The organism is Paenibacillus sp. FW126-R14, assembly GCF_058789495.1.
Genome location: NZ_JBYTBS010000075.1, coordinates 16,231 through 27,107, shown reverse-complemented (window position 1 = coordinate 27,107; position 10,877 = coordinate 16,231). Strand labels below are relative to the sequence as shown.

The 10,877-nt window shown below is 48.5% G+C and carries 8 protein-coding genes and 1 tRNA gene; 7 read left to right on the top strand and 2 right to left on the bottom strand.

Features of this window, described 5'->3' with window-relative positions; genetic code table 11:
- Nucleotides 1-2: 2 nt before the first annotated feature.
- A tRNA-Pro gene (locus tag AC3WRW_RS29945) sits at nucleotides 3-76 on the top strand.
- A 66-nt stretch (nucleotides 77-142) separates the two neighbouring features.
- Here the strand turns inward: AC3WRW_RS29945 and AC3WRW_RS29940 are convergent.
- Nucleotides 143-715, bottom strand: a complete 573-nt coding sequence (locus AC3WRW_RS29940; RefSeq protein WP_492549868.1) for a DUF1697 domain-containing protein — start codon at nucleotides 713-715, stop codon at nucleotides 143-145.
- A gap of 749 nt (nucleotides 716-1,464) precedes the next feature.
- Here AC3WRW_RS29940 and AC3WRW_RS29935 point away from each other — a divergent pair.
- The 6 genes from AC3WRW_RS29935 (at nucleotide 1,465) to AC3WRW_RS29910 (ending at nucleotide 9,827) form a co-directional block, all read left to right on the top strand.
- Complete coding sequence (locus tag AC3WRW_RS29935; protein ID WP_492549867.1) at nucleotides 1,465-2,076, top strand: HD-GYP domain-containing protein; 612 nt, start codon at nucleotides 1,465-1,467, stop codon at nucleotides 2,074-2,076.
- A 39-nt stretch (nucleotides 2,077-2,115) separates the two neighbouring features.
- Nucleotides 2,116-3,006 (top strand): diguanylate cyclase, encoded by an 891-nt coding sequence (locus tag AC3WRW_RS29930; protein WP_171687315.1) that lies wholly within the window; start codon nucleotides 2,116-2,118, stop codon nucleotides 3,004-3,006.
- 60 nt (nucleotides 3,007-3,066) lie between these two features.
- Nucleotides 3,067-4,827, top strand: coding sequence for a GAF domain-containing sensor histidine kinase (locus AC3WRW_RS29925; protein WP_492549866.1), 1,761 nt, complete (start codon nucleotides 3,067-3,069; stop codon nucleotides 4,825-4,827).
- Between the two features lie 5 nt (nucleotides 4,828-4,832).
- The gene (locus AC3WRW_RS29920) at nucleotides 4,833-6,494 is read left to right on the top strand and encodes a thiamine pyrophosphate-binding protein (RefSeq protein WP_492549865.1); all 1,662 of its coding nucleotides are present in this window, start codon (nucleotides 4,833-4,835) and stop codon (nucleotides 6,492-6,494) included.
- Between the two features lie 149 nt (nucleotides 6,495-6,643).
- Complete coding sequence (locus AC3WRW_RS29915) at nucleotides 6,644-7,522, top strand: aldo/keto reductase (protein WP_492549864.1); 879 nt, start codon at nucleotides 6,644-6,646, stop codon at nucleotides 7,520-7,522.
- Between the two features lie 310 nt (nucleotides 7,523-7,832).
- Nucleotides 7,833-9,827 (top strand): transglycosylase domain-containing protein, encoded by a 1,995-nt coding sequence (locus AC3WRW_RS29910; RefSeq protein ID WP_492549863.1) that lies wholly within the window; start codon nucleotides 7,833-7,835, stop codon nucleotides 9,825-9,827.
- Between the two features lie 36 nt (nucleotides 9,828-9,863).
- Here the strand turns inward: AC3WRW_RS29910 and AC3WRW_RS29905 are convergent, their stop codons facing one another.
- On the bottom strand, nucleotides 9,864-10,838 hold the full coding sequence (locus AC3WRW_RS29905) for a hypothetical protein (protein WP_492549862.1): 975 nt from the start codon (nucleotides 10,836-10,838) through the stop codon (nucleotides 9,864-9,866).
- Nucleotides 10,839-10,877 lie beyond the last annotated feature (39 nt).

Here is a 10,877-nt window from a genome sequence, read left to right as displayed (position 1 = left end):
ATCGGGACGTAGCTCAGCTTGGTAGAGCACCTGCTTTGGGAGCAGGGGGTCGCATGTTCAAATCGTGTCGTCCCGATCCATAGGAAGCATAATCTAACAGTAGATTTACTGAGAGATTATGCTTCTTTTTATGCTGTATGGATTAAAGACGAGCAGGGTCAGCCATCGCATTTGCTAGCGTAACAAGCTTACTTAACGTCTTCCAATTTCGTACGGTTGCAGGAACGTCCAGCTTGGTAAGGTTATTGGCCAGTTTAGATTTTAGAATACTGTGCCGATACAGCAGGTATACCTCTCGGCCATTCGCTCGGAATCGGTCGTTGTCTGTTTGGAAGACTTCAAGTTTCGCCAAGCTTTCTTGGGAAGGTTCCTTAGGCAGGAAGGCGACATACAGGCTTTCAGCGTCGGACACGGACTCTGCTTCGGCAATTTCTTCTGCAGAGAACGGGCAATTCGCGGCAATGAGGTTTAGCTCCTCGGCCGTTCTCAAAATAGCGGCTAACGATATGTGAAAAACGGCTTCTATCTCATGCTCGATCCGTTTGCGCAGCGACGCTTCGTCCTCATTCGATTCGAACAAAATATTGCCGCTTTGGATATAGGTTTGAACGCGAAGCAGACCCATCCGCTCGAATGTGCTTTTTAGTTCAGCCATTTTGATTATATTTTTCCCGCCTACATTAATGCCTCGTAATAACGCGATATAGATCGCCATTCATCTCACTTCTTTCTTGTTAATATACAGCAGTGTTGTTCTCCCAATATCCATACTTTACCACACTTTTATGGCTGTCATCCTAAGCGGTTTCAAGATAGAATGAAATGGGAACGTCTTCATATATGTCGAAAGTCCCTTTCATCGATGAAAGCAAGGCGCACTAAGGCTCATAATGTGAGAGAAACTAACTAGGTAAATAAAAAAATAATAAAATTATGGAAAAAATTATTTATAATAGAGGAGATTCTCCTTAATAAGAAGAACTAGTACTAATTAAATTGTCGGGGCAGTCTACTTGAGAAGAATAAGAGGTAACATCTATGCAGAATTCATTGTTTTTCAAGAATGTGATAAATTCTGATTCCATCTTCGAATCGATCGGCCAATTGAATGATATTGCAAAAAAATCAATTGGTTGTGAACATATCTCTCTTTTTCTAATGGATGAGAAACACCAGATTACCCCAGCGTCTTATTCGGTGAATATTAGTACAGCGGTCATGGAACAGTTAAAGTACATAGTTCTCCAAACGCAGTTTTTTTCCACGATGCCCGAAGGCTCCCGTTTGTCGGTGTATGAAACCGATGGAGTGCTTCGAGAGTATCTTTTCAAATCCAGATACCAATGTATCTACGGATTTCACATAAAGCACGGCCCTTCGTACGGCGCCCTACTATTCTCATTTCCTTCGGACACTCGACTGAATGACGATCAATTGCAATTATGCAATCTCATTAAACTGCACATGGAACAATTGATTAAAAAAATACAATTCCGCAAGCAAGTACTGAAGCAGCAGGCATACGAAAGTCTTTTTAATACACTTCGAGTTAAAGACAGTTTTACAGTCGATCACTGCTATAATGTTGCTTTCTATTCTACGCTGCTTGGCGCGAAAGCCGGTGTAAGCGAAGCTGAATTGGAATCTCTGAAGCTGGGAGCGCTGCTGCACGATGTTGGGAAATTGGCGATTCCCGATCATATTCTCATGAAGCCTGGCCGGCTAACGGACGATGAATTTAATGTCATTCGCCAACATCCTGTAATCGGATTCGAGCTTCTGAAGGAGCTGCCGGAAGTCGAGCATCTTCTGCCGATGATAAGGTGGCATCATGAGCGAATGGATGGGAGGGGCTATCCGGATCAAGTGAGCGGCGAGGATATCCCTTATCTTGTGCGTATTGTGAGTATCGCCGATGCATTCGACGCCATGACATCTACGAGAGTATATCGGAATTCGCTTCACGTGCATGAAGTGAGGGAGCAGCTGCTTACCCATTCGGGCAAACAATTTGACGAGAAACTAGTGCGAATTTTCTTGAGCATCATCGATGAGCAAATGCAAATGGATGGTTAGACGGAACACTATTATCGAAATGAAAGATGGGATAGCTGAATGAACGGTCGTATTCTTATCATCGATGATGAACCTCATAATTTAAACATACTTCGTATCTTTTTGAATTCGTTGCACTATGAAATTTTCACTGTCGAAGATGGTAAAGAGGCTATTGCGATGGTCAAAGAAATTATGCCTGATCTGATTTTGTTGGATGTCATGATGCCTGAAATTACGGGATTTGAGATATGCAAACAACTAATCGGAGAAGCTGATTTTGACACGCCTATTATTTTCTTGTCCGCCAATGCGCAGAAAGAAGACATTTTACAAGGATTGCGCCTAGGGGCGGTTGATTATTTGACAAAGCCTTTTGATCTGGATGTGCTGGAACGGAAAGTTGAGATCGCCCTCCATCAAAAAGCTAAGATAAAGAACCTGAAGAAAGACAATAAGCAGCTAGCCAAGCTTGTTTATGTGGATGCATTAACGGGCTTATATAATCGGGCTTATCTCGATATTACCATTCGTATGATCAAAGAGGGGAACAAGCAATTCCAAGCGGCTATGATGGTGGATATGGATTATTTTAAGGACATTAATGATAATTTCGGTCATTTGGTCGGAGATCAGGTCCTGCGGGAAGTTGCCACGATCATACTGTCCAAGATTTCTTCCGAGCGCGATTTAGCGTTTCGATATGGCGGGGATGAGTATTTGGTCTTGCTTCAGAATGAAGAGAACTGTGTTGAAATAGCGGATAGTATCATTAAAGCGGTAGACAGCTTAAAGGTCAGCCTTGCACCTAATAAGTCGCAAGTGTTTTCAGTGAGTATCGGACTAACTAAAAATTTCGATCCAACCTGTTTTGAGCAAATCATTACACAAGCTGATTCTGCACTACTCGGAGCTAAAAACAGTGGAAGACATCAAATAAAGATTCGCTAATCAAAGGAGAATGAGGGAAGCATGGTCATGGAGCTTATGAGTTTTCAAAAATTGTTTCAAATGACGAAAGTCATAAATTCGCAGTTTGAGCTGTCAGAAATTTTGCAAGTTTTCGTAGACGCGATTGCCGGTGAGATCACGCAGGCAGATCTGGTTGGTTTTTTCTTAAAGCAGCCCGATGGTACGTTTAAAGGAGATAAAGGCAATAAATTACCTGTAGATATAACGGAATTGTTGATTGATCCTAAAGAAGATGAGTTCGTAAGAGATATTCTGCGCAACCAATCCAGCGACTATATATCGGATACGAGTGTAGACCTGCGTTTGGATCAGTCCAAAAGACAGCTGCTGAAAATAAAATCCATCCTCGGGATTCCCGTCATTGTCGATAATGAGGTGTTTGGGCTTGTTTTCGTCCATGATTTCGGTAAACCGATGAATATTACACCGGAGCAGATGGAAGTCACGGAAGCATTCGTTAATATGGCCAGTGTGGCTATTCGCAATATCCGGATGTTCGAACAGCGTCAACTGCTGATGGAGAAGCAGCAGCTTCTTCTCGATGCGACGAAAGCTTTATCGGAATCTTTGTCCGTCAAAGATGTGCTCAATACGTTTTTCTATTACATGCGCAAAGCAAGCGGATCGAAAGATATCGGAATCCATTTGTACAATGAAAAAGAGCACACGATTGAGCCCTACCAGTTGTCTTCGGAAAATGTGACGATGGACGAATGGAAGGTGAAGCATCGCGAGGTCAAGTTAACGATTGAAAACGACCGGCTGTTGTATGAAGTCATCACGGAGAAAAAATCAGCGGCCATCGAGGACGTTTATGCAGATCCACGGCCTAATCATAAAGCATTCGTTTCTTTTGATATCAAAAGTATCATGGTGTTCCCGCTTGTAGCCAAAGGTTCCGTTTACGGCGTTGTGGCGATTCCGTCCATCGGCAAGCAGCGGAAATATGAAGCCAGCCTTCTGGAGTTCTGCCAGTCCATTTCGGATGCGACAGCAACCGCGTTATCCAATGCGCAGCATACCGAGACGTTAGACCATTCCGTGCATGAGCGCTCCATTGAGCTGCAGCAAGCCAACTTTAAGCTGGAAGGCCTGGTTCGTGAGCTGGAACATCTGAATGAGCTCAAAAGCGATTTCATCGCCACATTGTCACATGAGCTGCGCACGCCGATTACAGCGGTCAAAGGATCTGTTGATATTCTTGGAAAAGGCATTCTAGGGGAACTTAACGAATCGCAGAAGGATTTGCTGGATATTGCCGCCAAGTCCATCGACCGTTTGCTTGATCAGGTGAATGAACTGCTCGATTTTGCCAAAATGGAGAACGGCAAATTCGAATTGATGTACACCGAAGCGGACTTTAACGAAATTGTGAAGGAATCCGTTCATATTGTGCAGTCGCTGATTAATAAAAAGAAATTGGTTCTAGTCGTTGAGACAGAATCGGAAATCGATAGCGTCGTCAGAGTCGATAAACAGCGCATCCTGCAAATTTTGCTTAATTTGCTTTCCAATGCGATTAAATTCACGCCACCGCTGGGTGTAATTACAATAAAAACGAAGTTCGAAGATAATTTGCTGACCGTGGAAGTGCATGATAACGGAATTGGAATTCCTTTTGAAAAGCAGAAAAATATTTTCACGAAATTTTATCAAGCGAATAACCAAATCAATGGAACAGGTCTCGGACTGGCGATTTCTAAGCAGTTGATTGAGCTGCACGGCGGCCGCATTTGGTTCGATAGCAACGAAGGCCAAGGTTCGGTATTTAAATTTACACTACCTACCGGGAAGGAGTAAAAACAATGCGGGCGATTGAAGTAGGATTGAGGTTTCTTGTACAGCAAGGAGTTAAATACGTATTCGGTATTCCGGCGGGTTCAATCAATGCTATCTATGACGCCCTTGTGGATATTCCGGAGCTTAAGCCCATTGTGGCTAAGCACGAGAATAGTTCCGGTTATATGGCAGGTTCATACACGAGAATTACTGGCATTCCATCGCTTTGTGTCGCCTCCAGCGGACCGGGAGCGACGAATCTGGTAACTCCGGCTGCGAACGCTTGGAAACAGAAGCTGCCTGTTATTTTTATTACGGGTTCGGTTCCCTCTACAAAGCTGGGCAAGGGTGGCGCGCAAGAGCTGTATGCGGAGCCGATTTTTGCTTCGATCACGAAGATGAGCCGAACCGTGCTCGATGCCCATAAGCTGCCGGAGATTTTGGCGGAGGCTTATCATACGGCAATTAGCGGTGTGCCGGGTCCTGTTCATTTGGCCATTCCGATCGACATTCAAATGACAGATATCGGCGATAGAGAGCTTCCGGTGCTGCCTCCTGTGCAGCAGCCTGTTATGGATTTGGCGGCTGTGAAGGCGGCTGCGCAGCGTATTAAGGCTGCAGGCTCCCGTGGGGCCATTTTGCTCGGAAACGGGGCTAAAGCAGCCTCTGACAGCATCGTACCCTTTGCTGAAAAGCTTGGTTGGGGCGTCGCGACAACGCCTCGAGGCAAAGGGGCTTTCCCGGACAACCACCCGCTGTCTTTAGGGGGATACGGCCTTTCAGCGAGCCCCAAAGCAAGCGACTATTTGAATGGCGGCAACCACGAAGTGCTGCTTATTATCGGCTCAAGCCTGGGAGAGCTGGCGACAAGCAATTGGGAGTCGCGTTTAGTTGCAGGACGAGAGCTTATTCACATCGATTATGATCCAAACGAGCTTGGAAAATGTTACGAAACGGCTTATCCGGTGCATGGTGAAATTAAGATGGTCATCGCGGAGCTTCTTGATCAGCTGTCGGAAGATGGACTGGAGGATGAAGAGACTGTCAGCGATGTCTTCGCCGGTTTGACGGAAGCTGCTGCCGCATCCGAACAGGTGGAGGAGAAATGGAATACGCGTTCTGCCATTCGCAGTCTTAGCGCTGCTGCGCCGAAGAATACCCGATTCTTCCTGGATATCGGTGAGTTCATGACCTACTCGATTCAAAATGTAGGGATCGAAAGCGGTCAAGAATTCGACATCGACATCAATTTCGGAGGCATGGGCTCCGGACTAGGCGGAGTCATTGGCGCGCAGCTGGCCGAGCCGAACAGGCCGACGATTTGTATCACAGGCGACGGCTGCTTCTTCATGCATGGTTTAGAAGTGCTGACTGCGAAGGAGTATCAGCTTCCGATTCTTTTTGTAGTCATCAATAACGCCCGTTTGGGGATGGTCTATCACGGCCATATGCTGCAGTACAAACGTTGTCTCGATGACTTCTCTCAAGAGCGGGTAAGCATCGCGGGGATGGCGGGGTCTCTGGGATTGCGTCATGCCGAGATTACATCGCTTGATCAATTGCAGAGTGAGCATGTGACAGAGTGGCTGGCTCATGGCGGTCCGGTTGTTGTAGAAGTGATTGTGGACGGGAACGAAATTCCTCCTATGGGGGAGAGAGTGAAGTTTTTGCAAGGAGCAACATACTAGTTGGAGCTTAAGCTTTCAGATGCTGGCATTTGCCGGTATCCGAGGGCTTTTTCTTTTTGTCGTGTAAAAAGGGGAGACGATTGTATTCTAGGTTCTGGAAATGATATGGTTAAAGGGAGCAAGGACAATAAGGAAGGAGCGCTTCATCCATGTTGAAACGAACAATAGGTCGTTTGAATTACGAAAGCTCAGTCGTTATGTTTGGTGCAGCAAGTCTTGGCAATGTGAAGCAGGAGGAAGCAGATGCATCGATTGCTTATGCCCTGCAGCATGGGGTGAACCATTTCGATACAGCCGCCAGCTATGGCGATGCTGAGCTGCGCATGGGGCCTGCGATTAGCCAAGTGCGCGGAGAGATTTTTCTGGCTACGAAAACAGGACAACGGTCGAAGAAGGAAGCCAAGGAAGAGATCTATCGCTCCTTGGAGCTCATGAAAGTAGACTCCGTTGATTTACTTCAGCTGCATGCCGTGGGCACCATGGAGGAGCTGGACCGCTGTACGGAGAAGGGCGGCGCGTTGGAAGCCGTTTTGGAAGCGAAAGCGGAAGGCATCGTCAAGGAAATAGGCATTACCGGCCACGGGCATGAGGCGCCAATCGTCCATTTGGAAGCGTTGCATAGATTTCCCTTCGCGACGGTGCTGCTGCCGCTGAATTATTACATGTACAGCATTCCGAAGTATCGGGAGGCTTTCGATGCCCTGATGGAAGAGGCCGGCAAGCAGCAAGCGGCTGTCCGGGTCATTAAAGCCATCGCGAAGGCACCATGGGCCGAGGGGCAGGAGCGTCCATATGCGACGTGGTATGAGCCGTTCGATCAGCAGCAGATAATTGATGCTTGCGTGCATTTTGTGCTTTCATTCCCTGGGATATGCGGGTTCGCTAGCGCCGGGGATATTCATTTGTTCCCTAAAATCGTCGATGCCGTCGAGCGGTACGGCTCCATGAAGGATGAAGAAGCCGAGCGTATCCTGAGCGGGATCAGCGGGTATTCGTCTGTTTTTGGAGCGCCGACTTCGATCGCATAGTAATGAAACGCGTTTTCCCCATCGGGGAGGGCGCGTTTTTGTTTTTTGGAGCGGAGAGGTACGCGAGAGGTCGAAAAAGGCCGTCTCGGAGGCCGGGACGGTGTGGAAGTGCTGTGAGACGGCCGAAAAGGCTGTCTCGGGTGAACTTGGCGAGCGTTAACTGACGGCGGCCGCGGACCCGGAAGCCTTCCATCAACGCTGCACTTACCTCCAAGTGAATGTCCCAATTGACATGAAATGGACTCTTTTATGCGTCGCTAACTTTAGGCAAAGAACGAATACCTATAGCGAACGTAAGGGGGAAGGTAAGATGATTAAACGATTGTGGACGAGTAAAAGGTTCTGGAAAATAAGTTTAGCTGTGCTCCTGACCGGCGGAATAGCTGTGTTCGCAGCTTGTTATACTTACATACGCGGGCTCGATGTTTCAAAATTAAATCAGCCGCTGCCGGAAGCGACGCTCGTGTTGGACAAAAACGGCAAAGCGGCGGCACAGCTTTCTGCTTCGAAGATCGATCCTGTGCCGATCGCGCAGATGCCGAAGGTGCTTACGGATGCCATCGTGTCTGTGGAGGATCGGAGATTTTACTCGCATACGGGCATTGATTTCCAATCTATTTTGCGTGCGGTAGCTCGCGATGTCGTGCGGGGCAGCTATTCGGAAGGAGCCAGCACGATTACACAGCAGTTGGCGCGCAATCTTTTTCTCAATGCAGACAAAACAGTGGGGCGCAAATTGCGGGAAGCAGCGTACGCGATCAAAATTGATACGACATACAGCAAAGATGAAATTCTGGAAATGTATCTCAACAGCATTTATTTTGGGGAAGGCAGCTGGGGTGTGCAGGGGGCGGCTAAGACCTATTTTAATAAAAACGTACAGGATTTAACCCTGCCTGAGGCTGCGGTTCTTGCCGCTTTGCCAAAGGCGCCGAGCCGGTACTCGCCTTTTCAGGATGAAGCGCATGCATTGGAACGAAGGAATACCGTGCTGCTCTTGATGCGCGATGAAGGGAAAATTACGCCGCAGGACTACGAAAAGGCGAAAGCTGCCGCGATCGGTGTCGTGAAATCCGAAGGCAATGATCTGAAAGGCAGATACCCTGCATATGTCGATGCAGTCATTAATGAAGCTGTTCGCGTGTATGGCTTCACGGAAGAGCAGCTGCTGACGGGCGGCTTACGCATTACGACAGAGCTGGATCCTGCGGTGCAAAATGCGGTAACAGAAGTTTACAAGGAGGATAGTTTCTTTCCCGAGAGCAAGCCGGACCAGCTCATCCAGAGCGGGGCTGCCATTGTCGATCAGCGGACAGGAGGCGTTCGTGCTTTGGCAGGGGGACGGGGAGAAAGCGTCTTCCGCGGATTCAGTCACGCTACGCAATTGAAGCGGCAGCCGGGGTCTTCTTTTAAGCCTATTGTGGTGTATGGTCCCGCGCTCGAGCAAGGCTATAAGCCATTCTCCACCTTGTACGACGGTCCCCTTAATATTGAGGGTTATCAGCCCCAAGACTGGGATCATCAAACGCGGGGACAGGTGACGATGCAGGAGGCGGTCGTTTCTTCCTGGAATGTGCCGGCCGTGTGGCTTCTTCACGAGATCGGCATTGACCGGGGCTTGCAATTCGCCAAATCGCTGGGCATCACGCTGCCTGCTCAGGATCGTCAGCTTGGCATTGCGCTAGGGGGTTTGTCCGAGGGGGTGTCACCGCTCCAAATGGCGCAGGGCTTCAGTGCTTTTGCCGCGAAAGGAGACTTTCATGAAGCTCATACGATTACGAAAATAGAAACTAGCAGCGGGCACTTGCTCGTTCAAGCCGCTCAAAAGGGTGTGCAAGTGATGAAGCCCGAAACGGCTTATGCGATGACATCGATGCTCCAAGTCGCCGTGCAGCAAGGGACAGGAAAGAATGCTGCGATGAACCGCCCTGTTGCAGGAAAATCGGGGACCACTCAGCTGCCGCAGACGAAGGAGTTCGAGGGCATAAGCAGTGGCAGCGCCAAGGATGCCTGGTTTGTGGGGTATACGCCGGAGCTGACGGCTGCCATATGGGTCGGGTATGACCGAACGGACAAAACGCATTATTTAACGACGTCCGGCGGTGCTGTGCCGGCTGTCTTATTTCGGGAAATAATGGCCCGGGCGTTAGCTCAAACACCTGTCGTTCCGTTCGATATGCCGATCGTGGGGCTGGAGGCAGCCCCGCCTGTCTCCAATGTGCCTCCGGCGAAGCTAGAGAAGGAGGACAAAAAGCCTCCCGGACGCGGAAACGGACACGGCAAGGGAAAGAAAGAAAAAGACTAAAAAAAGCCGCCGGCCCCTAGGGGCCGGACGGCTTTTTTAATCATCGTGATGACCGCTGCTGCGCGCTTTATCTTTTGCTTTAGGATCATCTTTGCCATGCTGCTTGTTATTGTTATCGTCTTTTCGGTCATCTTTGCGTCCATCTTTGCGGTCGTCTTTATGATCTTTTTGATCTTCTTTATCTTCTTTACGATCTTCCTTCGGTTTGTTTGGAACGTTCTGCTGCATTTGGGCTTGCTGCTGCTCCCACTTCGTTTTCATGCTGACATGCAATTTGCTCGCATCCAAGTTGTACTGCTTGGCAAGCATACCTGCGATTTTTTGCTCTGCATCCGGCGATTTGAGATCAATAGCAGCCAAAAGCTTCTGAATCCACTGGGCAGCTTCATCACCTTTAAGGTGAATCATGCCGGCGTCCTCAGGCTTAATGCTGAGATCGTAGGTAGTGCCGCTCGCCGCACCTTTGGATTGCCCGATGTGCAGCTTGAAATGCTTCCCATCGACGTTAAGATCGATGCCTTGCAAGCCGGGATAAATGTTTTTATCCGGTGGAGAGGACGGCATTGCTTGGGCTTCCGGTTTCTGTGTCGCCGGTGCAGGCACCTGGTTCACGGCAGCTGCCGGGGGCAGCGTCGGCTCCGGTGCAGCAGAAGCAGAAGCTGATGCAGCCGGTGATGGCACAGGCTCGCTGGCCGCAAGGGAAGACGCTTTGACATAAGCGGCCTGCTGCTTGCTGTTCACGATGATTTCGATCTGATCGCCCGCTTGCAAGTCAGTTAGCAGCGCTTTTTGATCGTTGCGGTAGACCCATACCGATTTAGCTAAGGGCACCGACTGATCTCCATTCTCCGTAGTCAGGGTGACAGCATCCGAATTAACGGATTTGAAAGCTCCTTTGAGCGAAGTAGACATAGCTGAGTTGGACGAAGTCGATGCATAGGCTGTCCACCCGCAGACCATTAAAGCCACCAAAGTGATGGAAATAATAATCAATGGTAATTTTTTGCGCATAAGAATACACCTCCACTAACAGCTTTCGGTCTAGCAAGC

Coding starts and splice junctions, on each gene's coding strand:
- AC3WRW_RS29910 (WP_492549863.1), top strand. CDS start 7,833: ATGATTAAACGATTGTGGACGAGTAAAAGGTTCTGGAAAATAAGTTTA.
- AC3WRW_RS29915 (WP_492549864.1), top strand. CDS start 6,644: ATGTTGAAACGAACAATAGGTCGTTTGAATTACGAAAGCTCAGTCGTT.
- AC3WRW_RS29930 (WP_171687315.1), top strand. CDS start 2,116: ATGAACGGTCGTATTCTTATCATCGATGATGAACCTCATAATTTAAAC.
- AC3WRW_RS29905 (WP_492549862.1), bottom strand. CDS start 10,838: ATGCGCAAAAAATTACCATTGATTATTATTTCCATCACTTTGGTGGCT.
- AC3WRW_RS29920 (WP_492549865.1), top strand. CDS start 4,833: ATGCGGGCGATTGAAGTAGGATTGAGGTTTCTTGTACAGCAAGGAGTT.
- AC3WRW_RS29940 (WP_492549868.1), bottom strand. CDS start 715: ATGGCGATCTATATCGCGTTATTACGAGGCATTAATGTAGGCGGGAAA.
- AC3WRW_RS29925 (WP_492549866.1), top strand. CDS start 3,067: ATGACGAAAGTCATAAATTCGCAGTTTGAGCTGTCAGAAATTTTGCAA.
- AC3WRW_RS29935 (WP_492549867.1), top strand. CDS start 1,465: ATGGAACAATTGATTAAAAAAATACAATTCCGCAAGCAAGTACTGAAG.